This window comes from Halomonas sp. G15 (assembly GCF_021282295.1).
In the GTDB taxonomy this organism is placed as follows: Bacteria; Pseudomonadota; Gammaproteobacteria; order Pseudomonadales; family Halomonadaceae; genus Halomonas; species Halomonas alimentaria.
Window position 1 is genome coordinate 1 of the sequence record NZ_JAJSPA010000017.1, and the last position, 25,704, is coordinate 25,704.

The following is a 25,704-nucleotide window of genomic DNA, read 5'->3' on the forward strand; positions in this document are numbered from 1 at the left end:
CTCCAGGGCGACCTTGGCCTTCAGCTCCGGTGAGTGGGTGTTACGTTTCTGTTTCGACATCTCTGGTCCCTTCGAAATCGGCCTCGGCATATCTTAAACCAGTGTCTTGATTTCAGGGTCCACTATACTCGGCCGCTTCGATACCCACCACCTCGAGGGGCTCCCCCGGCTCGAAGGACGCCGCATCCCCGGCCACCAGCCGCCGGCCATTGACCCGCGCCTCTCCCCGGGAGACATGCAACCAGGCGTGACGCAAGGGCGGCACCTCCGCTTGCTGGCCGGCATCGAACAACCCGATATGAAGATTCATGTCCTGGTTCACGCTGACGGAGCCGTCACGTCCCTCCTGTGAGACCACCAGCCGCCATTGTCCCTGCCGTTCCTGTGCCGGAAAGGCCTTTTGTTCGTAGCTGGGCGCGATATCCCGCTGCAGCGGCTCGATCCAGATCTGCAGGAAGTGGAGTTCCTCGCTGTCGGAGTGATTGAATTCGCTGTGCAACACCCCGGTGCCGGCCGACATGCGCTGGACATCACCGGGACGCATGACGGCCCCGTTGCCCATGCTGTCCTTGTGAGCCATGGCGCCCGCCAGGACATAGGAGATGATCTCCATATTGCGATGCGGGTGGGCGCCGAAGCCGGCCCCGCCCTGGACGCGATCCTCGTTGATGACACGCAACTTACTGAACCCCATGTGGTCGGGGTCGAAGTAGTCGGCAAACGAGAAGGTGTGCCGCGAGCGCAGCCAGCCATGATTGGCAAGACCGCGCTCATTAGCGAGACGCAGGTTCATGCTTCCTCTCCATAGTAAAAAGGTCGGCAAGGCCCGCGGCGCGGGACCTTGCCGACTGATAACACCCGATATGACAGGAGCGCTGAAAGGAATCAGCCGTTGGCCTTGAGCCGGGCCGCGACCTTGGCCACGGTCTCGCCCTGGAAGCGGGCGATGGTCAGTTCCCGCTCATCGGGCTGGCGCGAGCCGTCGCCACCGGCGATGGTGGAGGCGCCATAGGGAGTACCGCCGCCGACCCGAGAGATATCGAACAACTCCGGGGTGGCATAGCCGATTGGCACGATGATCATCCCGTGGTGGGCCAGGGTGGTCCAGGTGGAGGTAATGGTCATCTCCTCGCCGCCCCCGGTGCCGGTGGAGGTAAAGACGCTGGCCACCTTGCCCACCAGGCCGCCATCGGCCCACAGGCCACCGGTCTGGTCGAGGAAGGTACGCATCTGGCCGGCCATGTTGCCGAAGCGCGTGGGCGTGCCGAAGATGATCGCATCGTAGTCGGCCAGTTCCTTGGGAGACGCCTCCGGGGCCTGCTGGTCAGACTTGCCACCGGCTGACGCCAACGCTTCCGGGTCCATGGTCTCCGGCACGCGCTTGACCGTCACCTCGACGCCGTCGACCCGGCGTGCGCCGTCGGCAATGGTGTTGGCCATCGTCTCGATATGGCCATACATGGAGTAATAGAGAACCAGTACCTTGGTCATGGGTTGTATCTCCTCGGTGGTGTTCTGCTCGCGGTTGTTGCGGGCCGTCGATCTTCCGAACAGACGGGCAATTGCCTGGGTCAGTGATGCCATCAAGCGTCTCCTGTAGGTCCGTGAGGCTTATGACCTACGCGTCTTTCATCCTCGTCGCCCGTTATGGATCCAACGAGGCTCGCCCCACGAAAACATAGCAGTAATACATGTGTTTTCTGATGAATTGTTTACACCCCAACGAGCGAATTTATCGTTGCAGGCTGCAGATTCACCCTGGTGAAATTGTCGCCTTCAGGTGGTCGCCTCACGGGCTGGCGTCAGGGGATCTCCCGTCAACTCGATGTCAGTCACATGCCGGTGTTGCGCCTCCAGGCGCGCCCGCGCCTTGGCCATGGCCGCACTCGCCCCTTGATTCTCGATAGCCGCGGAGGAAGCCGTCAGCGGTGCATGCGTCTCGGCACTTGGCGACGTTGCCTGGCCGGAATAAGCCAGTGGTTCGTTCAGTTGCATGGTGAGCGCGGGGGCCTGTCCGGCCTGGGCGGCCATCGGAACACCGGCGATAAGCAGGGCTGACAGCGTGAGCTTGAGTTTCATGGTGGATCTCCTCGTGTGTCGAAATGGGATGTCTTAAAGCGAGATCATCTCTCGGAATGTTGTTAGCATGCTAACAGAATATTCATTTCGAACAAAAGAGACTTGAATTGCATTTTATTTTCGAATTAATCGAACAAAAGATGAGTCGTCGACACCAGTGCGCAAAACCGCGCACAAAAAGGCCGCCCGGGGCGGGGCGGCAAGCAGGGACAGAGCATGGACTAGCGGATCAGCGGTCTCTCGCTGGAACTCACTCCGGCATCAGCACGCTGTCGATCACATGGATGACACCGTTGCTGGTCTCGATATCGGCCTGGATGACGGTGGCGTCGTTGATCATCACGCTGCCATCCATGGTGGTGATGGTCAGGTCCTGGCCCTGGACGGTGGTGGCGCTGTCGGCGGCCATGGCGTCCTCGGCCATGATCTTGCCAGACACCACGTGGTAGGTGAGGATCGCCTGGAGCTGATCGCGATTCTCCTCCTCCAGCAGCGACTCCACCGTGCCCTCGGGCAGGGCGGCAAAGGCCTCGTCGGTGGGTGCGAAGACGGTGTAGGGCCCCTCGCCCTTGAGGGTCTCGACCAGGCCGGCGGCCTGGACCGCGGCCACCAGGGTCTCGAACTGACCGGCCTCCACGGCGGTATCGACGATGTCCTTCTTCATTCCGTGATGGTCGGCCTGGGCGGCGGCGGAAAGCAGCACGCCGGCGGCAGCGGCGGTCATCCAGCCAACGGTCTTCATCTTCTTGTGGATCATGGTCTCACCTCGTTCACGGTGGCCCCGGCAAGGGGCCTGGTGTGGTCAGGGGAACGACCCGGCGGCGACGGCCGCATAGCTGTACAGGTCAACTTATTTGTACATGTATTGAACAAGAAGTTCACCCCTGTCGCAGAATTTTTTTTCGACGCCAGGCGAGAGGCTGACGAGACGGCCCGGGGTATGGCACAAGGGAGTGGATGACAGACAGTCGAGGAGAGCGATCATGTACAAGCTGGCCTTCTTCGTCCCCGTGGAGGACGCCGAGGCGGTCAAGGAGGCGGTATTCGCCACCGGCGCCGGGCGTATCGGTGACTACGAGGCGTGCTGTTTCCAGACCCGGGGCACGGGCCAGTTTCGCCCCCTGGAGGGCGCCGACCCGCATATCGGCCGGGTCGGCGACCTGGAGCGGGTGGAGGAACTCAAGGTGGAGCTGGTCTGCGAGGATGCGCTGATCCGCGCGGCAATCGCGGCGCTGCGCCTCGCCCATCCCTACGAGGAGCCCGCCTTCGACGCCTGGCGGCTGGAGCCGTTCGACTGAGCGGGGCGTGATCCACGCCCCTCGAGCGCACTGCTGAGGCCCGGCTTCGTCAGGCCGAACCGGGCGTATTCACGCGGAACCCCAGTCAGGCGGAACCAAAGTAGCGCTCGCGATCCTCGGCGGTGATGTCGCTGATATGCAGCGGATAATCACCCTCGACACGGTCGCGATAGAAGTGCCGAAGGGTGCGCTCGATGGTCGGGAAGGCGAGCTCGTCCCAGGGGATCTCATGCTCCTCGAAGAGTGCCACCTCGAGGCTCTCCGGTCCGGCGTCGAAGCCACCGACCAGGTCGGCCAGGAACATCATGTAGACCTGGTTGATATGCGGCAGGTTGATCAGGGTGTAGAGGCCATGCACCGTCACCTCGGCGCAGGCCTCCTCGAGGGTCTCCCGGGCGGCCGCCTCGACGGTGGTCTCGGCGTTCTCCATATAGCCCGCCGGCAGGGTCCAGTAGCCCTTGCGCGGGGCGATGGCGCGGCGGCACAGCAATACCCGGCTGCCGCTCACCGGCAGGGTACCGGCGACGATCCGCGGGTTCTGGTAGTGGATGCTGCCGCATTCGTCGCACAGGTAGCGGGGGCGGTCATCCCCTCGGGGAATCGCGAAGCGCACGGCATGGCCGCAGTGGCTGCAGAAGTTCATGGGGCTCCCTGACAGTCGGGCGGGCTTGACGCCGCGGAAGGCGGCCGGGTAGAAGATACCAAACCCGACGGAAACCTCATGTTAGAGAAACTTCGTGAACGCCTGCAAGCACACCGCCCGCGCCGCCTGACACTGCGCCTGCCCGAGGCGGCGGTGCTGCTGCCCATCGTCGACCGCCCCGAACCGACCCTGATGTTCACCCGCCGCGCCGACCATCTCAACACCCACAGCGGCCAGGTGGCCTTCCCCGGCGGCAAGCGCGAGGCCCAGGACCCCGATCTGCTGACCACCGCCCTGCGCGAATCCGAGGAGGAGATCGCCCTGCCGCCGCATCATGTGCAGCTGCTCGGCCGACTCTCGGAGGTGGTCTCGCTGCACGGCCTGCGGGTCACCCCCTACGTGGGGCTTATTCCGCCTGACCTGCCGCTGGTCGCCGACCCCACCGAACTGGACATCATCTTCGAGGTGCCACTGGCGCTGTTCCTGGAGGATCGCCGCCACCATACCGACGTCATCCCGGTGGACGGCCGCCCCTGGTACGTGCCCAATTACCACGTCGACGGCCAGGTGATCTGGGGACTCTCGGCGATGATGCTGGCGGAACTGCTCGCCGAGGGCTTCGGCCAGCCGATCGACCTGCATCGCGAGCCCCCGGGCCCGCTGTGCTACTTTCCCGACCGCCTGCTGCGCATCCAGCAGCATGCCACCACCTGAGCCGGGGACCGACGCCGCATGCAGACTTCCACGCCGATCGCCCCGCCCGTCCTGTCGCCTGCGGCCCTGCCCGAGCTGATCGACGCCCTGGTCGAACAGGGCTGGTACCTGGGTGAGGGGGTGCTCGATGCCGGGGTCTGCGCGGCGCTGCATGCCGAGCTCAACGACCGCGCCGATCGCGAGGCCCTGTCCGCGGCCGGCATCGGCCGTGGCAGCGAGCACGCCCTGCGCCGCGACATCCGCGGCGACGCCATCCACTGGCTCGACCGCGAGAGCCAGGCCCAGCGCCGCTACCTGGCCGCCATGGGCGAGCTTCAGCAGGCGCTCAACCAGGCGCTGTTCCTGGGACTCTTCGAGTACGAGGCGCACTTCGCCCACTACCCGCCCGGGGCCTTCTACCGCCGCCACCTCGACAGCTTCCGCGGCCGCGCCAATCGGGTGATCTCAACGGTAGGCTACCTCAACCCCGACTGGCCGGAGGATGGCGGCGGCGAGATGCTGATCTTCGCCCCCGACGATCCCGAGCGGGAGGTGGCACGAGTCAGGCCCACGACCGGCACCTTCGCCTGCTTCCTCTCCGAGACGGTGCCCCATGAGGTGCTCCCCACCCGCCTGCCCCGCGCCAGCATCGCCGGCTGGTTCCGGCGCAATGCCTCGCTGGGCGGCCTGGTCGATCCGGCACGCTGATGACCAGGCAAGGCGACAGCACCACCCGCCTGACCGACCTGGAGGCGCGTTGTGCCGAGCTGGAGGAGCACAACCGCGCCCTCGCGGCCCAGCGCGACCACTACCAGTGGCTGGCCGAGAGCAGCACCGACCTGATCTCGCGCCATGCCCGGGACGGCACCTTCCTCTACGCCTCCCGCGCCGCCCGCGACCTGCTCGGCTATTCGCCCGAGGAGCTGATCGGCGTGTGTGCCTACGACCTCTTCCATCCCGCCGACCTGGCCGACCTGCTCAACAAGTCGCCGCGGATCTACTATCACGATGGCTTCTACCAGCAGACCTATCGCTTTCGCGCCAGGGACGGCCATTACGTATGGTTCGAGACCACCAGCCGAACCCGCCGCGACCCGGCCAGCGGCGAACTGCTCGATATCCTCTGCGTGTCCCGGGACGTCGGCCGGCGCATCCGCGCCGAGGCCAACCGCGAGCGCCTAGCCCGGGTGGTGGAGTCGACCACCGAGTTCGTGCTGTTCATGGATGACGACGAGCGGCTGTTCTACGCCAACCAGGCCGCACGCCACCTCCTGCAGCTGCCTCGCACCGGCGGCGCCGCGCGCCTGGCCGACGCCTATGTCGAGGGCTCGCTGGCCGACCTGCGCGATATCGTGCTGCCCGCCGTGGCCCGCTACGGCTCCTGGAGCGGTGAACTGGAGATGCGCGGCCCCGAGGGGCCGGTAGCGGTGCTCAGTGTGGTGATGGCGCATTCGGGCCCCGGCACCGAACCTGGGCATGTATCGCTGCTCAATCGCGATATTCGCCTGCGCCAGGCGGCCGAGGAGCAGGCCCGCCACCACCAGGCGCAGATCGCCCACGCCAACCGGCTGGCCACCACCGGTGAGTTGGCCTCCAACATCGCCCACGAGCTCAACCAGCCCCTGGGCACCATCGCCAATTACGCCAGTGGCGCCCTGCTCAAGCTGGATGCCGGCCAGCCGGTCGAGGCGCTGCGGCTGCCGCTGGAGCGGATCCAGGCGCAGGTGGCACGCCTCGGGGAACGCCTGCGCCATATCCGCGGCTTCGTGCGCAAGGGACAGATCCGGCCGCGCCCCATGACGCTGGCCGAGGTGGTGGACGCCGCCTGCCGGCTCTGTGAATGGCAGTACCAGCAAGCCCGGGTCGACCTCGAACTGATCCTCGCGGACCCATTGCCACGGGTGGTCGCCGACCCGGTGGCGCTGGAACAGGTACTGGTCAACCTGCTGCTCAACGCCCTGGAGGCGTGTCGCGAGCAGCCCCGCGCCGGGCGGGTCGAAATCAGGGCCCGGCGCAGTGGGCGCCGCGAGGTGACCCTGACGGTCAACGACCAGGGCCCCGGGGTATCGGTCGACCAGGCAGAGAGCATCTTCGCGCCCTTCCACTCGGGTCGCGCCGAGGGGCTGGGCATGGGCCTGGCCATCAGCCGCTCGCTGATGGAGGCCATGGGCGGCGACCTGCGCCTGCTCCCGTCGGACGGTTCCGGCGGCGCCACCTTTGCCGCTACACTGCTCGCCGAACCCTCCCACGCCGATGCCATGACGCGCCCATGACCGACACCTCCTTGCCCCGCATCGCCATCGTCGACGACGATGAGGCCCTGCGTGACTCCCTGGCCTGGCTGCTGGATTCCGTGGGCATCGAGAGCCGGCCCTTCGCCGACGGCGAGGCCTTCCTGGCCGCCGATCCTGCAGGCTTCGACACGGTGCTGCTGGACGTGCGCATGCCCGGTCTCTCTGGCCTCCAGGTGCAGCAGCGCCTCGCCGAACGGGAAAACACCCCGCCGGTCATCTTCATGACCGGCCACGGCGATGTGCCCATGGCCGTCGCCGCGCTCAAGGCCGGGGCCCGCGACTTCCTCGAGAAGCCCTTCAACCACCAGCAGCTGATCGATACCGTGCAGCAGGCGCTGCTCGCCCACCAGCAGGCCCGCCAGGCACGTGCGCGTCTCTCGGCGCTGCGTGAACGCTATGCCGCGCTGCGCCCCAAGGAGCGCCAGATCCTGGTCCACGTGGCCCGGGGCCTGACCAGCCGCGAGGTGGCCGACCATCTCGGGATCAGCCCCAAGACAGTGGAAGTCTACCGGCTGCGCGCCATGAAGGCCCTGGGTGCCGCCAACCTGGCCGAGCTGGTGCGCCTGTGCGTGGCGCTGGGCCTGGTGGAAGCGCTGCCGCAACATCCCGCCGACAGCGACTGATCCATCCGTGATTCGTGGCAGGAAGCCCTTGACCATGGGTAACCAATAGGTTGTAAGCTCATGGTGAATGCCAGTCTCGTCGCTCCGCTGTCGCGGGAGGTGACGTCTCTACCCTCGTCAGGATGAGGAGAAATACCATGGGCAAGCACAAGCGGATTCTCGCCATCGCGCTGGCCACGGGCCTGGGTATCGCCATCAGCGGCGCGGCCTCGGCGCAGGGCGGCATGGGCTATGGGCATCAAGGCGGCCCCGGCATGATGGGCTACGGCCAGGCCGGCATGGGCCCCGGCATGATGGGCTACGGTCAACACGGCATGGGGCCCGGCATGATGGGCTACGGTCACCACGGCATGGGCCCCGGCATGATGGGCGGCGGCCATCCCGGCATGGGCCCCGGCATGATGGGGCCCGGCATGATGCAGCAGTTGGACCCCGAGCAGCGCCGCCAGATGCGGGAGCTGATGGAGCAGCACCGCCCCGCCCAGTTCGAACGCATGGAGAAGCTGGCGAACCTGCGCCAGAAGCTGATGGTGACCATGAGCACCGACAGCCCCGACCCCGAGCAGATCCAGGATCTGCATGGCCAGATGGGGGAACTGCAAGGCGAGATGATGGCCGAGATGGCACGCATGCGCGGCCGTATGCTCGACCTGCTCACCGATGAGCAGCGCGCACAATTGAAGCGGGGGGCCACCGCTCCCGATAGCGGACAGTGACGCCCGGTGCCCGCTTGCCGGCGGGCACCTTACATTGACTTGCGCTGGATCATTCCCGCCCGAGAGGCGCTCGGTGCAGAATGGACCAGCATGACGCGAGCCGTTACATGACCGACAAGCCCCCTATGCTTCTCGCCACTCAGGAGAGCCGCCTATGAACCGAACCGCTTCCACCCTGCTCGTCTCCGTCACGCTGCTGCTGGGCGCCGGTAGCGCCCACGCCGCCCTGCCCGCCGAGGCGACCCTCTACAAGAACCCGCAGTGCGGCTGCTGCGACGAGTACGCCCGCCATCTCGAGGAGCATGGCGTCGAGGTGACCATCGTCGATGATGTCGAGCTGGGCAAGGTCAAGCAGGACGCCGGCCTGCCCTATGGCCTGGGCTCCTGCCACACCATCGAGATGGGCGAGTATGTCATCGAGGGGCACGTGCCCATGGAGGCCTTGGAGAGGCTCTTCGAGGAGCGCCCTGACACCGATGGCATCGGCCTTGCAGGCATGCCCATCGGCACTCCCGGGATGCCAGGGCCCAAGCAGGAGGCATGGAACGTCTACCAGTTCCGCGACGGCGAGCCCCAGCCCTTCATGACGCTGTAGAGCGTACCCACCACTGATCACGCGCCGCCACGGCCCTGGCCGGAGGCGGCGTCGCTGTAACGGGCACATACCCATGTCGAACGTGGCTCAGTGCAACGCCTGCCCTGAGTAGACCGGCGAGGGTACACGCGGGTAAGCCCGCATCACGTGCCGGAAGACCTCGCCTGTCTTCTCCAGCACCTCTTCCTCGCTGTAATGGTCCACCGGCAAACCGGTGCGGTCGTCCCACAGGAAGTCGCGGATGATGATCTGAACCGAATCGCGGCTGGACTCGCGCTCCTGCCAATGGTCGATCTCGGTGATCCTCACCTTCAGGTTCTCCAGCAGTTCCACCGACACCCGCTTGATGCGGCGAATCTCGGCGCCGCTGAGCTCCGGCTTGCGCAGCAGATCGAAGATCGCCAGCGACTCTTCATCCAGCCCCTCCCGCTTGGCCCGGGCCGCTTCTTCATCCAGTTCAGACAGCGTATCCAGCAGTCCCTCGAAGGTCTGCTCGACAGTCGCGCGATCCTTCTCGCGGTTGTAGTCGGCCACCAGCTTCTCGTAGTGGTTCTGGAAGTCGGTACGCAACGGATTCTGCAGCAGCAGACGCTGCAGCTTCTGCTCGACCACCTGGCTCAACTCCTGCACCAGGGTGCGCTGCTGCTTGTGCCTTTCGAACTCCTTCTTGAGGCGCTCGAAGTCGATGGCGCTGATATCGTAGACGCCGGCTTCACGCACGCGATCGTTCGGCTCGCGAACCTCGATGGCTTCATCCACCACGCCATGCAGCTCGCGGATGATATGCGAGATATCAGCCTGCTCGCGGTCCTGTTGCAGGCTCTTGTAGACGATATCGATGGCATCCCGGTCGGCACGGCGGGCGTTGATGCCCTTGGCGTTCAGGCAGGCCTTGAACTTCTTGAACACCTCGCGGCACATCACCTCGAAGCGCTTGCGGCTCTCGTCACTCTGGTTGGCCGCCTCCTTGCAGGCGACGATGGCCGCGTTGCGCGCAAAGCCGCTGGTGGTCTGCACTGCCGCCAGCGAGGCCTCGCGCTCCTCAAGGAAGGCCTTGGTCATCGCCACCGCCTCATCCAGGTCGGCCAGCAGCTCCTCCTCCGGGCGTGCAGGATCGCGGCCATCCCCCGGGTCGCCGTCCCCGGTGGTGCCAGCGAAGGTCGCCAGTGCTTTGCGCAGATGGCGCAGGATGCCGCAGTAGTCGATGATCAGGCCGTTGTTCTTGCCTTCGCTGACCCGGTTGGCGCGGGCGATGGTCTGCATCAGGGTGTGAGCCTTGAGCGGCTTGTCGAGGTAGAGGGTGGCGAGGCTCGGCACGTCGAACCCGGTCAGCCACATGGCGCAGACGATGGCGATACGAAACGGGTGCTGTTCGGCCTTGAAGGCGTCATCCGGGGCCATGCGCTGCATGTGGCGGAACTGGGGTAGCTCGCGCATCGATTCGGGGAGCGCCATGCCCTCCTTCATCAACCGTCGGTGGGGTGTGATATCCAGGTCCCAGCGGCGAAACTTCTCCTCCTCGCCCTGCTCCTCACTGACCACCACGGCCATGCGCGTCTCGCGCATCCAGGCGAGCTGCCGACTCTGGAACAGCTCCTCCTGCTCATCGGCGCACCTGGCCAGTGACCTCTCCAGCTCGTGGATCTTCGCATCCCAGTAGAAGCCGATCAGCTTGTGCATGCGCACGCAGGTGATCTTGTCGATGCACACCAGCATCGCCTTGCCCGTCTCCCAGGCGTTGGCGTAGTGGTCGACGAAGTCCTGGGCCACCCTGTCCAGCCGCTTGCCGGCGGTGATGATGTGATAGTCCCGCTTGAGATCCCGTTCGAGGCGCTGCTCCACGTCCACATCGTCGGTCTCGAACTGCTCCAGGCGCTCGGCGATGCGTTCGTTCATATCGCCAATGGCCACACCCAGCTTGTCGCCGCGGGCGTCGTAGTAGAGCGGCACCGTGGCCTGGTCCTCCACGGCGCGCTGGAAGTCATAGGTGGAAACGTAGTCGCCGAACATCCGCCGGGTGATCTCGTCGTCCTTGAACAGCGGCGTGCCGGTGAAGCCGATCACGCTGGCCTGCGGCAGGGCGTTACGCATGTTCAGCGCCAGGCTGCCGTACTGGGTGCGGTGAGCCTCGTCGGAGATGACAATGATGTCGTCGCGCCGGTTGGGCGGCATCTCCGGGCGGAATTTCTGGATCAGCGAGAACAGGTAGGCCTTGTGCTGCCCCAGCAGCGCTTCCAGGTGGTCGCCGCTGCCGGCACGGCAGGGGTCCCGATCGTTGTCCACCAGCCCGCAGCCGGCATAGGTCTTGTAGATCTGGGTATCGAGGTCCTCGCGGTCGGTGAGCACCACGAAGGTGAAGTTGCCGCCCAGCTTGCGGTGCACCTTGCGGGTGAACATCACCATGGAGTAGCTCTTGCCGGAGCCCTGGGTATGCCAGAACACGCCCAGCTTGCCCTGCCGCTGGTGGCGTTCGCGCACGGCCTGAACCACCCGGTTGACGCCCAGGAACTGGTGGTTGCGGGCGATGATCTTCTTCGGCTCACCTGCCGAATCGTCGAAGAGGATGAAGTTCTCGACGATATCCAGGAAGTTGCGCCGCTCGCAGACACCCTTGAGCAGGGTCTCCATGTCCACCGAGCCCGGGTCCTCCTCGGCCAGGCGCTTCCAGTCGGTGAAGTGCTCCCAGCGGCTGGTCAGCGATCCCAGCTTGGCCTTCTCACCGTTGCCGAACACCACCAGGGCATTGTAATGGAAGAGGTGCGGCACCTCGCCCTTGTAGCTGGAGAAGTTCTGCTCGAAGGCAGAACGCAGGTGCTTGCCGATGTTCTTGCATTCCATGAACAGCAGCGGCAGGCCGTTGACGAAGCCGATGATATCGGCACGGCGGCGGTAGAGGTCGCCCTGCACCCACAGCTCGCGCACGCAGAGGAAGTCGTTGTTGTCCGGCTCGTCGAAGTCGATGAGCCGCAGCCGCTCGCGGCAGCGCTCGCCCTTGGCGTCGCGGAAGGTGACCCAGACGCCGTCGCGCAGCTGAGCGTACTTGTCGCGGTTGGTGGCCGCCAGGGACTGGGCCACCGGCGAGGCCACCACCTGGCGCACGGCATCGTCATAGGCCTCGGCCGGCAGCCCGGGGTTCAGCCGAACCAGTCGCTCGCGCAGCGTGCGAGTGAGCACCACCTCGCGCTCGGAGCTTCGCCCCAGCAGGCTATCCGGCCCGAAGTCCTCCTGGTTCCAGGCCAGCACCGAGCGCCAGCCGAGCCGCTGTTCCAGATAGTCGGCGGTGGTCTGCTGGACCAGGGTATCTTCGCTGTAGGGGCTCGGGCTCATCACGCATCCTTGTCGTTCTGCTCCGGGGCGTGTTCCTCAAGATAGCGGCGACCGCGCTCGGTCAGCCGGTAGCGCTGCTTGCTGCTGCGGGGCTTGTCGGGCAGGGTCATCTCTATCAGCCCCTTTTCCAAGGCAGGCACTAAATAAGCTTTACGGAAATACTCGGCATCCTTCAAGGAAAGCTTCTCCTGAAGCGCCTGCCGCGACATTTCCCCATCCAAGACCCCACACAGGCGAACTTCCGGGGTGACTTCCGGGGTGACTTCCGGGGTGACTTCCGGGGTGACTTTCGCAGCATCGGGACCAAGTCGCTCCTGGCCCGCCTCTTCGGCAATACTCGGCCGCGGAAAACGCAGCACGAACCAGTGCGGCGATACCTCGATCTCGGGCTCGGCCACGCCATACTCGGCGCACAGCCGGCGGATGCGCCGGATGCCTGAGCCGATATGCTCCACGGCCTCCATGCGGTGCAGCATGCCGAACAGCAGCGGGTTGCGCGGGATACTCTTGGTGCCCAGGTCCGCCTCGCTCATGCCGGCGGGCAGGCCGCCGGGACTGACCACCTCGACCCGGTCCTTGAACACGTAGACATGCACGTTAGCGGTGGATCGGTAGTCGCGGTGCACCAGGGCGTTGACCACCGCCTCGCGCAGCGCCTCCTCGGGCAGTTCGGGGCGCTCCTCGCGCTTCACGTGCTGGATGATGTAGGCGACATTGAGCTTGGAGAGCAGCCAGGCCATCACCTCGTCGATCATCGAGTAGACGTCGCCGTGGAAGCCGCGGCGGTCAAGGATATGCACCTTGTCGCTGCCCATGAACAGGGCGCAGGCCACGTCGGCGCTGATGGAGAACTTCTGGATGTCGCGGGCCAGCAGCCAGGCGCCGGCGTGGGTCATCCTACCGTCGTCGGTGAGCAGGTGAAGGTTCCTGAGCGCGGTAAGCGGCGGCATGTCGGCGGGAATGCGCGCCCGGCGCCGGAAGGTGTCCCAGGCCGCGTCGGTAAGGTCCTCCTCCAGGGAGAAGCGCTCACAGGGGGTCTCGTCGAAGTGGATTAGCCCCTCGCGGTAGAAGAATTCGCGGATCTCCTGGCGCGACATCTGCTGGGAGGAGGCGCCCTCGCGCAGGTAGAACTTGCCGCCGAAAGAGTAGGGTTTGCTGTGCTGGGCCGGCACGGTCACGCACAGCACCTCGCCTTCGCTCTCCACCTCCACGGCGATGGGCGGCTCAGCGGAGCGCGCCGTGGCCTGCACATCGGACTTCAGCTTGTTGTGGTCGGCCACGCCGACCACCTCGCCGGCATCGGTGACGCCGATCAGGATCACCCCGCCGGTGGCGTTGGCGAAGGCGCAGATCTCCCGGCCCAGGCCGGAGGTACCGGCCTTCTTGAACTCGGTGGTAAAGCCCTCCCCGAGTGCAAGCAGGTCGTTCAGCGCCTGGCGGTTCATGCGGCGAGCTCTCCGCTCATCAGCTTGGGCAGTAGCAGATCGCGGGCTTTGGCAAGGCGTTCATTAGTCTTGGTTAACACGTCGACCTGACGATAGAGGTCCAGTGCCTGCTCTTCGAATAACGAAAGCAGCATGGAAGGCGGAAAAAGCGCTTGGATGCGATGCACATCGTTACGATTCAGAGTCGGCACTGCTGCACCACCGTTGTACTGCTCAAGATGCAGGTTAGCCAATAGGTGACGAGCAAAATGCGGCTTAATTTTCTTGAAATCTTTGATCCAAAGCGTGGTATTCAGTGGCCAATAGTCATCACTCACATACATCACATGCCCAAGTGAGCCGGAGCGCCCGGTTACCACACCAGGCCCAGAAACCTTCGACTCAGCGTGATACCCTGTTATACCTGTTGAAGCATAGATAGGCACTTCGCCTTCTACCCGCTTCGACACTGGAAGATCAAAACCACGCTGAAGCGTGATCAGGTCTCCAAGCGGAAGTCGCTCCCACCCCTCCGGCACGCCATTAGTGACCTTGACGTGCTCATGGCCAGGAAAGCGAAGATGGACAAACCACTCCTTGTAAAGCAGGCGGGCCGATTCTTCGAGGAGCTGGGTGCGGCGCTGGTTATTTTCGATTAAGTCATCGTAGGATGACAGAGCGTTAACCACCCTCCTCTGGATATTGATCTCAGGCACCTGAACCCTTGAGCTATAAAAGTCCTCTCTCTTCGTTGATGGGATCGCCGACCCTGAATCCATGGAGTTAATATCAAGAAGCATCAGCCTATAATAAAGCCACTTCAAGTCCACATTCGAGACACTCAACTCAAGATAATAGGCTGTGTCAATTGTCCAGGATGGAAATTCAGAATAGTGAACTCCTCTATATGCACCTTTCCTTCCTATGATGATCGTAGGCTCATCAGTAAGCGCTTCCCGAGACCAGCCAATAGGACCATTTGTTCCAAAAACCCTCACTGGCAAATGACTGTCAGGCTCTGGCGAATACCCACGCAGCGACCTGCCATAGTTTAAAGTACAAATATCACCAAGTTTTGCCAGCTTCATACCCCCAACTCCTCGAAGTTGCGGCGGATCTTCGCGGCCAGCTCGGTCGCCTCGGCATCGAGGTCGGCGAGCTCCACATGGATCCCGCGCAGGGTCTCCTCGAAGTCGAAATCCTCGTCCTCCTCTTCCGGGGCGACGCCGACATAGCGGCCGGGGGTCAGGCTCCAGTCGTTAGCGGCGATTTCATCGATGGTCACCAGCTTGACCAGCCCCTCCACGTCGCGCAGCGTCGCTTCCGGGAAGCGCTCGGTGAGCCAGTGCGCCTGCTTCCAGACGTAGCGCACCGCCTTGAGCTGCTCGACTACCTCATGGCGCGCCGCGTCGGCGGCCTTGCGGGCGCGGTTGATCTCGCGGCTGGGCCACAGGCGGCTCTTCTTGGCGGTGTACTCCTGCTCGCAGGTATCGATGACCCGGCAGGCCAGCTTGTAGAGCAGGTCCGTCTGCTTGACCAGATCGCGGCTCGCCTCGGCCAGGGGCGCCAGGCGGTCCACGGCCTGCTTGAGGGCGCCATTGGTCAATGACTGCCCGCGCCATTCTGCCTGCTCGGCGGCCAGGGTCTCGCGGAAGGCCGCGACGTCGGTGGCAAAGGCGCTACGCGCCTGGGCCAGCTCCTCGCGGGCCTCCGCGAGCGGCGCCAGCGAGGGAGAGGCGTCGTTGAGGCTATCGAGGAAAGGCGCGGCGCTCTCGTCCAGGGCATCCAGGGTCGTGTCGAAGTCGGCCAGGGGGGCGTCGGTGCTGCCCACTTCATCCTGCCGTTCGAAGCAGCCGGCGGCATCCAACAGGGTGCGCCGGCCATAGCCCTCCACCAGCATCAGGTAGCGCTCGGTCTCGCCGCGGTAGAGCCAGACGATGGCCTGGAGGTTCTGCTGCTGTTCGGGGCTGAAGTCGTAGATCTTGCGCGTCACCTGGCGATAGATCTGGCGGGCGTCGATCATCAGCACCTTGTCGCGATGCTCGGCGGGCTTGGCGCGGTTCAGGAACCACAGCTCGCAGGGCACGCTGCGCGTATAGAAGAAGTTGCCGCGGATGCCGATCATGGCGTCGACGTCGCCGGTCTCCACCAGCGCCTGGCGCAGCCGCGCCTCGTCTCGACCTGCGCTGGAGGCCTGGGAGGACATCACGAAGCCCGCCCTGCCGCGCTCGCTCAGGTAGCTGTAGAAGTAGCTGATCCAGACATAGTTGCCGTTGGAGACCTTGCCCTTCTTATTCACCCCCGGCAAGCCGAAGGGCAGGCGTGGGTCGGCCTTGATCTTCTCGGCATCGATCTCGTCGACGTTGAACGGCGGGTTGGCCATCACGTAGTCGGCCTTGCCGACCAGCTCGTGGGGGTCCTCGTAGTAGGTGATGGCGCGCTGGATATCGCCCTCCAGGCCATGAACCGCCAGGTTCATCTTGGCCAGTCGCACGGTGGTGGCGTTCTTCTCCAGGCCGCGGAAGGTGAGCCGCTCGCTAGGGTTGTCGCCATGCTCCTCCACGGTACGCGCGCTCTGCACGAACATGCCGCCGGAGCCGCAGGCCGGATCCAGTACGGTGCCGCGCTCTGGGTCGAGCACATGGGCGATCAGTGAGACCAGCGACACCGGGGTGAAGAACTCGCCGCCGTCGTGGGCGCCCTGGTCGGCGAACTGGGTGAGGAAGTACTCGTAGATGCGGCCGAAGACGTCGCCCTTCACCCGCTTGAGCTCGTCGGGGTTGAGGGTACGCAGCAGCTGGCCCAGCACCTCATTGTCGAGCTCCTGGTATTCGCTCTTGGGCAGCACACCCTTGAGCGAGGTGTAGTCGTTCTCGATCGCCTCCATGGCGTCGATGATGGCGCGGGCGCGATCGGCGCTGTCCGGCAGGCTCACCAGGTGGTCGAACTGCGCCTCCGGGCGCAGGTAGATGGCGCTGCGCTGGGAGAAATCCTCTTTGGTGATCTCGCGGGTCTTGCCACCCCGCGACGGCAGGCTGGCCTGGATATCGTCCTTCACCGCCAGGTAGCGGCTGTAGGCGTGGCGCAGGAAGACCAGGCCCATCACCGGCAGGAAGTATTCATTGCTGGCGTAGTTCGAGTTGGCGCGCAAGTTGTCCGCGGCGCTCCACAGGCGCTTCTCCAGCGCCTGGATATGTTCGAGTTGAGCCAAGGCCCGCTCCGTTGCTGTTCCCTGTTGCCCCGGGCGGCCTAACGCCGCCCGAGCCTGAGTTCATTCGAATGAGGGAACAGTACCACCGAACGCGCTGGGCATCAGCCGCCTACACTAAGGGCAGCCGCCTAGCCATGCTGACAGGTGCGCCAGGATCACGGGATGAGGAGACCAAAACATGAACAAGAGCGCCGTTCGTACCCTCCAACGGTTCCTTTCTGACCAGAAGACCTACCATGGCAGCATCGACGGCATTCGCGGACCGAAGACCCTTGCCGCCGTCAATGCCACGTTAAGGAACCATGCCAGCCAATTGCCCGACGGGGCAGAGCGCTGGAGCGACCGACGACGCGCCGTGGCGTGCCTGCAGCTGGCCTGCCAACTGAGCAAGATCGAGGCCGGTCCCATCGACGGTCTCTGGGGTCCCCAGACCGAGTATGCGGCGAGCGTTCTGGCCACGCTGCAGACAACCGGCAGCAAGCCAGATCCCTGGCGCGACCGGCAGCCAACGGATGCCAACCCCAATAACTGGTATCGAGAGGCCGAGCTTGAACAGGCGCTGGGCTCGCCGACACGCAAGCCGCCGCTGACGGTAGTACCCTGCCCCTGGAAACTCGCGCTGGCTTGGGACCTCAACACCTGCCCCAGTGGCATCGGCTGCCACGAACTGGTAGCCGACAGCCTGGCTCGCATCCTGAGTCGGGCGCATGACCACTACGGGCCGCAACGCCTCAGGGAACTGGGTCTTCACCGGTATGGCGGCTGCTACAACAAGCGTCGCAAGCGCGGCGGCACCCATTGGTCGACCCATGCCTGGGGCCTGGCCATCGACTGGGACCCGGCCCACAACAAGCTCAAGTGGGGACGCGACCGGGCACGGCTGGCCCGGCCAGAATACGACATCTGGTGGCGCCTCTGGGAAGAGGAGGGCTGGGTCAGCCTGGGACGCACGCGCAACTTCGACTGGATGCACGTGCAGGCGGTCAAGCTATGACGCCAGACACCTCAGCCCCGCAGGATGGTCATGCGGCGTGTCTCGTCTTCGGGGAAGACACGGCCACTCTCCAGGGCAACAAACAGATGCTGGAATACCACACCGGGCTCGCCGAACACCTCGCCGGAACGGAAGTATGAGTGCCCCTTGGGGTAGTCATAGCGGGTGTTGACGTCGTCGCAGTCGACCGCAAACACATTGCGTGCCACCCGGGCCATGTCTTCCGGCCCGGTGTGGCCAAGCCGTCGGGAAGCGATGCGGTTCTTCAGGTTGGAAGCCTTGCTGGCACGCAGCGCCAGGTCATCGGAGGCAAAGTAGACGGTCACGTTGCGAGAGCTGTGCACGATGAGCTCTCCGCTGCGCCCCTCCTCCAACGACTCATTGACGATATCCGCGGCGACCAGGAAGGTATTGCGGAACAGCAGCGGCACCCCGCCCGGTAGTGAGTACTTGCGCCAGACGCGCAGCGTCTCGCGCAGCACGCGGTTACCCATGGAGTGGGCCAGCACGTTGATGCGCTTGAGGCAGGGGGTGGGATCTTGCTCGAACTGCTCGCCCTCGCGCCAGTCCAGGAAACGCTGCAGCACCCGGGCGAAGGAGAAGGCGCTCAAGTCGGCAGATTCCTGATCGTCCCAGTAATCCTTGACCACGCCCAGGTCGTTGTCGCAGGGCCAGACCAAAGGGACCACCAGCACCTCGCCGGGCCTGGCGGCATCACAGAGCCCCTGAAACTCTCGAACCGCAGTGAATACGTCTTCGGGCAGGTTGGAGAAGCCATGAATATAGATCAGCACCTGGCGAGCCTCGGTCTCCTTGAGCCGCTGGAGGAAAGCTGAGCTGCCGATTTCCTGATAACTCCCCTCTGCCTGGCGCTCGCAGTAGAACACCGAGTTGCTGGAGGCGTTGTTGTTGAGATCGAAGGTGAAGTTGCGGTCGATTCGGGTACGAATGCTCTGGGTAGGAAAACGGTTGGTGATGAACAGCATGACGGCCACCTCGCAGGATGGCGGCAAGACACCGCCTTAACCTTGAAGTTAGCAGTTGCTGCGGATTTGGCCGCCTTGTCCCGTTAACGACTATCAGGTACCTAGCGCGGCTTGAGCATGGCCAGATACTGGGCGAGCACCACGGCGTTGTTGTGGTGCTCATCCTTGGCGGCGAACACCAGGGTCACGGGCTCCCGGGCGGCGCGCTCGGCCAGCGGTCGCAGGGTCTCGCGGTGCGCCTTGAGCTCGCGCAGGTAGCGGCGCCGGAACTCGCCCCAGCCGAGCTCACCAGCGTGGAAGGCCTTGCGCAGGGCGTCGCTGGGAGCGACCTCCTTCGGCCAGTCATCGATACGGGCGTCGGCCTTGGCCACGCCGCGTGGCCATAGCCGGTCGACCAGCACACGGTGTCCATCCTCGGGGGCAGGCGCCTCGAAGGCGCGCTTGAGGGCCAGGCTCATGGGCGTCCTCCTGTGATGGGTGACGCCCCCAGTGTAGCCGACCGACCTCAGGCCTTGAGCACGTAGCGCAGGATCTCGACCACCTGGTCGGTGGTGGTGCACCAGGCCTGGGCCTCGGCATCGACCTCCTTGAGCGGGTGGACGATCTCCTCGCCATGCAGGGTCACGTAGGGCTTGCCGAGTGCCGCGCAGTAGCCGGCGTCGAAGGCCGCGTTCCACTGCTTGTACTTGTCGCCGAAACGCACCACCACCATGTCACTCTGCTCGATCAGGGTGCGGGTACGGATGGCGTTGACCTTGGAGGACTGGTGGTCGCGCCAGAACTGGCTGGGGGTCTCGCCGAGGTGGTCGCCGGCGGCATCGCTGGCGTCGTGGTCTGTCACCGGAGCGGTGAACACCACGTCGAGGCCGGCCGCCTCGGCGCCACGCTGGATCTCGTCGCGCCAGTCGGTATGGATCTCGCCGGATAGATAGACGTGAAAGCTCATGCAGGGCTCCTGAATGTCGAGGCTGGAGACCCATGATAACGCGGCGAACATTTATTGGAAAATAGTTCCACTATACGCCATCAGACGCTCAGGAAGGAGCGATGGATCTCGCTTCCATAGCGCCGGACAATCGCCCGCTTGGTGGCGTGAAAGTCGGCGACACTGCCCTGGCGCCCCGATTTCTCCAGGGTGCGCGTAGCCAGTTCATCGGCGATCACCTCCAGGAAGAGCTCGGCCAGCAGCAGCCTGGCGGAGTCACGGAAGTGGCCACGGCCATCCACGTAGAGCTGTACCGTCGGGGCCCCGGTGTTGATCAGGATCTTGCGCTCCTCGGGGCTGTAGACGGCACGGTCCAGGGTCTCCTCGAGGTTGCGGAATTCGTAGCCCAGGAACATCGCCTCGCCGTGGTCCCGCGACGGGCCGCGACGCGGCGCATGGGGCACGCCGCCATGGCCGTGGTGGGAGGCGTGGCGGGCCAGCACGATCTCGCACCAGGCCCAGTAGGCGCCGGCACGCACGTTGATCTCGCCCCGGGCCCCCTCCTCCTCGCCGCTCAGGGTCCAGGTGAGGCGCCCCTCCTCGCCGAGCTCCTCCACCCTCACCTGCGTGGGAGTGGCGTCGATGGCGAGCGAGTCGGGCAGCGCATAGTCGATGGCAAGCTCCGCTCCCTCGGGAAGCTGCGCGTGGTCCACCAGCAGCGTGACATGGAAGGAGTGGCCCGGCCGACGGTAGTAGAAGGGGGTGGTAAAGCGCAGGGCGGTGTCGATCGCAGGCGCCTCGGCGGGCTCGCTCGCCAGCGGTGGCGTGAGCCCCAGGTCCTGCACCGCCGCGCGGCTCATGCGCTGCAGCAGGTGCTCGATCATATGGTCGGTGCGCTGCGAGGTGGTCGCCCGGGCCAGGTGCTTGAGCTTCTCCTGCTCGGCAAGCACGTGAGGCGCAACCAGGCGGCTGACGGCGCGGGAGAAGGCCTTGACGAAGGCGTTGCGGGGATTGAGCCCCTCGCGCTCGTCGCTGATGATCGCCTCGCCCTCGGCGAGTTTCTCGAGCAGCGCCGGGCAGCGCACGCTGCCGAACAGGTACTCGGTGCCCACCTGGTTCTCGAACTCGAACAGCTGACAGTCCAGGGCCGCCATGCCGGAGAACACCACCAGGCCGTTGGTGCGGTCGTCGCCATGTTGGGTCAGTTCGGCCTCGCGGGAGCGCTTGAGGGTCAGGGTGAAGGGGAACTCCTGCTGCTGGAAGACGAAACTGCTCGCCTGCTCCGGCCCGACCAGCGGCAGCGACGGCGGCTCCTGGAAGCGGATCCGTCCACTCTCCTCCACCACCCGGCCGCGCCTCAGGTGCGCCAGACTCACCTCGCGCCGCTCGAGGATATCGCGCAGGTAGACGTTGTCGGCCAGGGCCTGCACCAGGGTATGGAACTGGGTGATGGCGACCTGGGGGTTCTCCACCACGATGGTCACCCGGGTGCCGTTGCGACGGATACCGAGCCGACGCTGGTCGCCTTCGGTGGCTTCCCGGTCGCCTTCGCCGTCATCGAAGAGGTAGCCGCCGTTGGCGTCTCGAAACAGCTCGATGCGCGTATGACGCCCCTTATGCAGGGTCTCCAGCCAGCCGTGGCCGAGGCCGTAGATCGCCTGCTTGAGGCCGCGCCCGAAGAAGCCCCGCCCCTCCCCCTCGCCGCGCGAGAGCGGGCTGTGGGCACCGCCGTAGGTGAGGATGCTGGCGGCACGCTCAAACGACATGCCCTCCGCCTGGTCGGTGACCTTGAGCAGAGCGCCGTTCTGATGGCGCTCGTACTCGATACGGATCTCGCCGCTCGGGTCCTCTTCCCTCCCCCTCTCGCCCGCGCGCTCGAGGCGCCCATAGCTGTCGTCGCTGTTGGTGATCAGCTCCACCAGGGCCTTCTCGATGGAGGCGAAACGGCGCGAGTCGATGCCGATGACCCGCTGGTCGACGGGAATGGCGCCAATGGTCATGAGTGTGTCCTCATGGTGATGCCATCACCTACCGAAAGCTTCGTCCCTTCACCCTCGAGGACGATGGCGTTCTGGCCGAAGTAGCCGCCCGGAGCGGCGCGGGTGTTCATCTCCACCAGGGTGCGCAGCGGCTCGCCGGGTACGGCGATCTCGCCGCTGTGCTGGTCCACGGTGGTGATCTTGCAGCGCTGGCAGGGCTTGCGCAGTCCGAGACGCCAGGCGCCGTCGGCGGCGGCCAGGGTGTCCCAGCCATCCTCGGCGAAGGGGGCGGCGTCATCGACCACCAGGCTCGGCCGGAAGCGGCTCATGGGCACCGGGTCTAGCCCCTTGTCGGCCAGGCGGCGGTTCACCTCGTCAAGCGAGCCCTCGCTCACCACCAACAGCGGGTAGCCGTCGGCGAAGCCGGTATGGGCCCGCTCGCCGGGCGCCAGGTAGTGGGGCTCGACGGCGCGACGGTGTTCGGGGGCGAAGCGCACCAGGCGCAGGCCGCTGCCGCGCCAGTCGCCCAGCACGTCGCCCAGCCAGTCGCGCGCCTCGGCGCCCTCGTCCAGGGCCTCGCAGCGGTCCTCCCACACGTACACCGGGAGGCGGGGAAGCGCCCCCACCGCCAGCGGCACGCGCAGCGGCGCCACCTCGGGGTGGCTGAGCACCAGGGCATCGGCTTCGAGATGCACGCGGATGCGTGCCATGGCCGGCAGCTGACGCTGGGTCACGAAACGCCCCACGTCGTCCACCACCATCCAGCGGCGATCCCAGGCGAGACCCTCCGCGGTCAGCTCGGCCGCGTCCAGGGCGATGCCGCCCAGCGACTTGACCGGATAGATGTTGAGCTGGGTGATCTTCACGGCGGGCTCCTGGCAGGGCGATGCCCAAAGCCTATCCCAGCCGCGGGGGGATTACAGCCGGCTGGTTTCGATCACATAACCGATGATGGGGTAGCCGGCCTTGCGCGCGGCCTTCTCGGCTTCCAACTGGGCCTCGACCTTGGAGATGCTGGAGGAGACATGCTCGAACACGGTGTCCATCTCGAGCTGCTTGGTGCGCACGGCCAGCTTCACCAGATGGCCGGTCTTCGGCGCTCCTTCGGGCTTGCTGCGCGGCGCCTTGGCCTTGGGCTCTTCGCCGGCTTCCCTGGGCCACTCGGGGGGCGCGGTAGCCGCCTTGCGCCGCGTTTCCTGCGCGTTGTCCATGAAGGCGTTGATGTCGCGGCGCATCTGCCGCTCGAACTCGCTCAATTCCGTTTCCATCGTGTCTCCGTCTACTTCAGGGATGGCGGGAGTGTACCAGAAGTTGCGCCGAAGCCATCACTATCAGGCTCATCCCGCATGTCGCGGGGCTGGTGTCGCTGCTGGCCAACATGTCGGAGGACCGGTTTCGGCCAGAAGCGGCCATTGAGATTATTCTGATGTACGCCTGCCATCAGCCGTGCGAGGTACGAGCGTCGGCTGCATGGCTTTGTTCAGCATGATTCACAACTTCATTAGCTATCTGAGGCAACAAGGCTTTTGGGAGACAGTGCCCAAGACCGTCAATCTCAACTAGGCGGCCGTTCAGCAACAAATCCGCAATATGCCTGCCGTGAGGCGGCGGGTTGAGCGGATCCTCAGAACCCTGAATTACCAAGGCCGGAACGCTCACCTTCCTCAGCTCTGTTCCCCGAGCAAGAGGTACTGGCGTTGCCATTGCGTGATTTCCAGGTTGTGCCCAAGTTCCGGCATGATCTATACATCGTTGCTCACGCAGTCGAAAATCCGAGGCATCAAACTCAAGCTTCGCTCCCGAAAGGAGTCCCCACTCTTTCACGCGACGATCAAGTTCTTCCTCCATGCTCTCAGAGGGCGTCGCTCGCGCAGAAAGCGCTTCAAGCACCTCTTTGTTTGGAAGGGGCAAACCATCCGGAGAGCTCTCACCTGAAAACGCTCGTCCGATATTACCGACGAAGTCCACATCAAGTGCTGCTCCGCACATGAGGGTCAAACTGTGGAGCCGATCCATATGGTCTAGCGCAAGCACTTGCCCTAACGTCGCTCCTATCGATAAGCCTACAACATGTGCCTTATCCACTTCCCACGCGTCGAGAATCGATACCGCATCTGACGCCAGATCCTCCACGGTATAGGGGGCATCATCAAACTCGATGAAGGTAGAGCGTCCCGTATCACGATGGTCATACCGAATCACGCAATACCCCTTGGACACGAGCAGTTCAACGAATTCATCCGGCCACATCAAAGCTGATGCATTCGCACCTGAAACCAATAGTATCGCTTCTCCTTCGTCCAAGCCGACAGATTGACTCCAAAGTGATCTGTCATTCACGGATACAAATTTCTCTGGCATCAAAATCTCCCGATGTACTTCCACTCGTGACTGCTGAACGCAGAAATAACCGGCAGAGAAAAGCGGGGCGAGGAACGAGCAACGCTTTTCTCTGTCCGGTGGATTGGCTAGTTATGTTTGACATATCGCCTCCAGACCTCCTCCACGTCAATCCCAATACCGTGGAAATTCGGTTTAAGCGCGAAGACAGGGGCCTTTTCGCGCTTATCGGCTTCCATCGTCTGGTATGCAATCTCAACATACATGTTGTTCTTTTTTATCCGAGTCACAAAAACGGCGAACAACCCCTCTTCGATCTGCCTGGGAAAGTCACTGCTTAACGAGGCGACGATAGGCTTTGTCGCGGCCACATATGCGGCCTTCAATCGGTCCCTTTGCTCGAAGGACTTCGTTTGAAATAAGGTCTTTGCGATTGTTATGGCATCCTCTTCTTTGCACAAGGCGCTGTGCGTAACAACGAATTCTCTTAGAAAATCACAGCGCAACGCGAACTCGGCCCCGAAGAACTCCGCCAACGCCTGAAGGGTCATTGAAGAGTGCAGTATACCACGCGCATTCATTGCGCCTTTCTCTCTCGTAACCGCCTTCTGAATCCCTGCATCACGTTCGGAAAACTCAAGGGCGGTAAGTTCTTCCAAGTAGTGTTTGAGCATGGCGCGCTCACCTCCGAAAAACATAACGCTTAGGTAACCGGCGCCGGAGCGCCAGCGGAGGGAACCAAAAGCGGCACGCTTTTGGCGTCCGGTTGACCGCCTTGTTACATGGTGATTCGATAGTATCCGCCATACTCTCCATCCTTAGAACCACTATGCGTGGCCTGCCAACCCAATTTTTGGGCCACTCTCTTGCTGGCCACATTATCGTCCGCGATGAAGACCTGAACGGTATCGAGGTCGAACTCTGTGGATAGCCTTTCAACCGCCAACTCGCAAGCCTTGGCAGCTATCCCGTTTCCCCAAAACTCCGACCTGATGAAATAGCCGAAGTCGAAAACGCCATCTATCTGCTTAATACCGCAGAACCCGATAAATTCATCTTTATCAGCCTCTGCAATAGCAAAGCGAGTTGGGTTAGTGAGAGCACTCTCGAACCAAGAATTCGCCTCATCTTCTGTCAGGGCGCGACCCGGCCCAAGAAATCGCATGACCTCAGGATCTCGAAGCATCGACATAACAGCCGTCTTATCTTTCTGTTGAAGATCCCTCAGCTTCACTGGAATCACAAGGCTGACCTCACCATGTAACAGTTGTATTATGTAGCTTGCTCGATATTCCACTTGAACGCACATGCACGTTCAACAATGTTATACTGCACGCTGCCTTCCTCCTAACCATCTGAAACACATAAATATTAAGTATAGCTCGGCAGTATAACACCAATCACTGCGCATGCTGCATAGCACCGATGAACGTGCCAGCTGCATCTTCCGCCACGGCCGCTTTGGGTCGATAGCGGCTCTTCGCCCGATAAATCGGGCTCCTACAGGCAACATGGCGACGATGCGAGGGAAGATCGCTAACTGCGGCATAAGCCCCTCCACCTCGTTACCCAAAGGA

26 protein-coding genes are annotated in these 25,704 nt (G+C 63.9%); 8 read left to right on the forward strand and 18 right to left on the reverse strand.

The genetic code is table 11. The features are described 5' to 3' along the window. Positions 1-112: 112 nt before the first annotated feature. The 4 genes from LWH48_RS09735 to LWH48_RS09750 form a co-directional block, all read right to left on the reverse strand. Positions 113-793 (reverse strand): pirin family protein, encoded by a 681-nt coding sequence (locus LWH48_RS09735; protein WP_232912394.1) that lies wholly within the window; start codon positions 791-793, stop codon positions 113-115. 92 nt (positions 794-885) lie between these two features. Then, complete coding sequence (gene wrbA, locus LWH48_RS09740) at positions 886-1,491, reverse strand: NAD(P)H:quinone oxidoreductase (RefSeq protein ID WP_089676804.1); 606 nt, start codon at positions 1,489-1,491, stop codon at positions 886-888. Between the two features lie 285 nt (positions 1,492-1,776). Next, on the reverse strand, positions 1,777-2,079 hold the full coding sequence (locus LWH48_RS09745; protein WP_232912395.1) for a hypothetical protein: 303 nt from the start codon (positions 2,077-2,079) through the stop codon (positions 1,777-1,779). 250 nt (positions 2,080-2,329) lie between these two features. Then, complete coding sequence (locus LWH48_RS09750; protein ID WP_232912396.1) at positions 2,330-2,836, reverse strand: fasciclin domain-containing protein; 507 nt, start codon at positions 2,834-2,836, stop codon at positions 2,330-2,332. 226 nt (positions 2,837-3,062) lie between these two features. On the opposite strand from LWH48_RS09750, the gene LWH48_RS09755 reads away from it, so the two are divergent. Continuing rightward, positions 3,063-3,377: an NGG1p interacting factor NIF3 gene (locus tag LWH48_RS09755; RefSeq protein ID WP_232912397.1), complete on the forward strand. Its 315-nt coding sequence runs from the start codon at positions 3,063-3,065 to the stop codon at positions 3,375-3,377. 85 nt (positions 3,378-3,462) lie between these two features. Here the strand turns inward: LWH48_RS09755 and LWH48_RS09760 are convergent, their stop codons facing one another. Beyond that, positions 3,463-4,020 (reverse strand): NUDIX hydrolase, encoded by a 558-nt coding sequence (locus LWH48_RS09760; RefSeq protein ID WP_232912398.1) that lies wholly within the window; start codon positions 4,018-4,020, stop codon positions 3,463-3,465. A gap of 78 nt (positions 4,021-4,098) precedes the next feature. Between LWH48_RS09760 and LWH48_RS09765 the strand changes: the two genes are divergently transcribed. From LWH48_RS09765 to LWH48_RS09790, 6 genes are all read left to right on the forward strand, one after another. After that, positions 4,099-4,734 (forward strand): CoA pyrophosphatase, encoded by a 636-nt coding sequence (locus LWH48_RS09765; protein ID WP_232912399.1) that lies wholly within the window; start codon positions 4,099-4,101, stop codon positions 4,732-4,734. Positions 4,735-4,752: 18 nt separating this feature from the next. After that, the gene (locus tag LWH48_RS09770; RefSeq protein WP_232912400.1) at positions 4,753-5,421 is read left to right on the forward strand and encodes a 2OG-Fe(II) oxygenase; all 669 of its coding nucleotides are present in this window, start codon (positions 4,753-4,755) and stop codon (positions 5,419-5,421) included. Further along, positions 5,421-6,986, forward strand: a complete 1,566-nt coding sequence (locus LWH48_RS09775; protein ID WP_232912401.1) for a PAS domain-containing sensor histidine kinase — start codon at positions 5,421-5,423, stop codon at positions 6,984-6,986. The genes LWH48_RS09770 and LWH48_RS09775 overlap by 1 nt, the downstream gene beginning before the upstream one ends. Next, positions 6,983-7,630, forward strand: a complete 648-nt coding sequence (locus LWH48_RS09780; RefSeq protein WP_232912402.1) for a response regulator transcription factor — start codon at positions 6,983-6,985, stop codon at positions 7,628-7,630. Before LWH48_RS09775 ends, LWH48_RS09780 begins: the two co-directional genes overlap by 4 nt. A gap of 137 nt (positions 7,631-7,767) precedes the next feature. Next, the gene (locus LWH48_RS09785; RefSeq protein WP_232912403.1) at positions 7,768-8,346 is read left to right on the forward strand and encodes a Spy/CpxP family protein refolding chaperone; all 579 of its coding nucleotides are present in this window, start codon (positions 7,768-7,770) and stop codon (positions 8,344-8,346) included. Positions 8,347-8,500: 154 nt separating this feature from the next. Beyond that, a complete protein-coding gene (locus LWH48_RS09790; RefSeq protein ID WP_232912404.1) occupies positions 8,501-8,941 on the forward strand; it encodes a DUF411 domain-containing protein in 441 nt (146 codons plus the stop codon). Between the two features lie 87 nt (positions 8,942-9,028). Here LWH48_RS09790 and LWH48_RS09795 read toward each other — a convergent pair whose 3' ends face one another. From LWH48_RS09795 to LWH48_RS09810, 4 genes are read right to left on the reverse strand one after another with little or no spacing between them, the layout of a single operon-like run. Then, a complete protein-coding gene (locus LWH48_RS09795) occupies positions 9,029-12,268 on the reverse strand; it encodes a type I restriction endonuclease subunit R (RefSeq protein WP_232912405.1) in 3,240 nt (1,079 codons plus the stop codon). Continuing rightward, complete coding sequence (locus tag LWH48_RS09800) at positions 12,268-13,713, reverse strand: Fic family protein (protein WP_232912406.1); 1,446 nt, start codon at positions 13,711-13,713, stop codon at positions 12,268-12,270. The genes LWH48_RS09795 and LWH48_RS09800 overlap by 1 nt, the downstream gene beginning before the upstream one ends. After that, positions 13,710-14,780, reverse strand: coding sequence for a restriction endonuclease subunit S (locus LWH48_RS09805; protein WP_232912407.1), 1,071 nt, complete (start codon positions 14,778-14,780; stop codon positions 13,710-13,712). Before LWH48_RS09805 ends, LWH48_RS09800 begins: the two co-directional genes overlap by 4 nt. Next, positions 14,777-16,903 (reverse strand): type I restriction-modification system subunit M, encoded by a 2,127-nt coding sequence (locus LWH48_RS09810; RefSeq protein ID WP_232912408.1) that lies wholly within the window; start codon positions 16,901-16,903, stop codon positions 14,777-14,779. The genes LWH48_RS09805 and LWH48_RS09810 overlap by 4 nt, the downstream gene beginning before the upstream one ends. Positions 16,904-17,081: 178 nt before the next feature. Between LWH48_RS09810 and LWH48_RS09815 the strand changes: the two genes are divergently transcribed. After that, positions 17,082-17,897: a M15 family metallopeptidase gene (locus LWH48_RS09815; protein ID WP_232912409.1), complete on the forward strand. Its 816-nt coding sequence runs from the start codon at positions 17,082-17,084 to the stop codon at positions 17,895-17,897. A gap of 11 nt (positions 17,898-17,908) precedes the next feature. Here the strand turns inward: LWH48_RS09815 and LWH48_RS09820 are convergent, their stop codons facing one another. From LWH48_RS09820 to LWH48_RS09860, 9 genes are all read right to left on the reverse strand, one after another. Beyond that, on the reverse strand, positions 17,909-18,883 hold the full coding sequence (locus LWH48_RS09820) for an alpha/beta hydrolase (protein WP_161432546.1): 975 nt from the start codon (positions 18,881-18,883) through the stop codon (positions 17,909-17,911). Positions 18,884-18,984: 101 nt separating this feature from the next. Next, on the reverse strand, positions 18,985-19,341 hold the full coding sequence (locus tag LWH48_RS09825; RefSeq protein ID WP_161432547.1) for a DUF488 domain-containing protein: 357 nt from the start codon (positions 19,339-19,341) through the stop codon (positions 18,985-18,987). A 47-nt stretch (positions 19,342-19,388) separates the two neighbouring features. Further along, complete coding sequence (locus LWH48_RS09830; protein WP_232912410.1) at positions 19,389-19,829, reverse strand: YtoQ family protein; 441 nt, start codon at positions 19,827-19,829, stop codon at positions 19,389-19,391. An 80-nt stretch (positions 19,830-19,909) separates the two neighbouring features. Next, positions 19,910-21,808 carry an ATP-binding protein gene (locus LWH48_RS09835; protein ID WP_232912411.1) on the reverse strand — a complete coding sequence of 633 codons (1,899 nt, stop codon included), beginning with the start codon at positions 21,806-21,808 and terminating at the stop codon, positions 19,910-19,912. Further along, positions 21,805-22,653, reverse strand: a complete 849-nt coding sequence (locus LWH48_RS09840; protein ID WP_232912412.1) for an MOSC domain-containing protein — start codon at positions 22,651-22,653, stop codon at positions 21,805-21,807. The genes LWH48_RS09835 and LWH48_RS09840 overlap by 4 nt, the downstream gene beginning before the upstream one ends. A 51-nt stretch (positions 22,654-22,704) precedes the next feature. Further along, positions 22,705-23,055 carry a hypothetical protein gene (locus LWH48_RS09845; protein WP_161432549.1) on the reverse strand — a complete coding sequence of 117 codons (351 nt, stop codon included), beginning with the start codon at positions 23,053-23,055 and terminating at the stop codon, positions 22,705-22,707. 172 nt (positions 23,056-23,227) lie between these two features. After that, positions 23,228-24,148, reverse strand: a complete 921-nt coding sequence (locus LWH48_RS09850; RefSeq protein WP_232912413.1) for an alpha/beta fold hydrolase — start codon at positions 24,146-24,148, stop codon at positions 23,228-23,230. 107 nt (positions 24,149-24,255) lie between these two features. Further along, positions 24,256-24,801: a hypothetical protein gene (locus tag LWH48_RS09855; RefSeq protein WP_232912414.1), complete on the reverse strand. Its 546-nt coding sequence runs from the start codon at positions 24,799-24,801 to the stop codon at positions 24,256-24,258. A gap of 104 nt (positions 24,802-24,905) precedes the next feature. After that, complete coding sequence (locus LWH48_RS09860) at positions 24,906-25,436, reverse strand: GNAT family N-acetyltransferase (protein WP_232912415.1); 531 nt, start codon at positions 25,434-25,436, stop codon at positions 24,906-24,908. Positions 25,437-25,704: the final 268 nt, after the last annotated feature.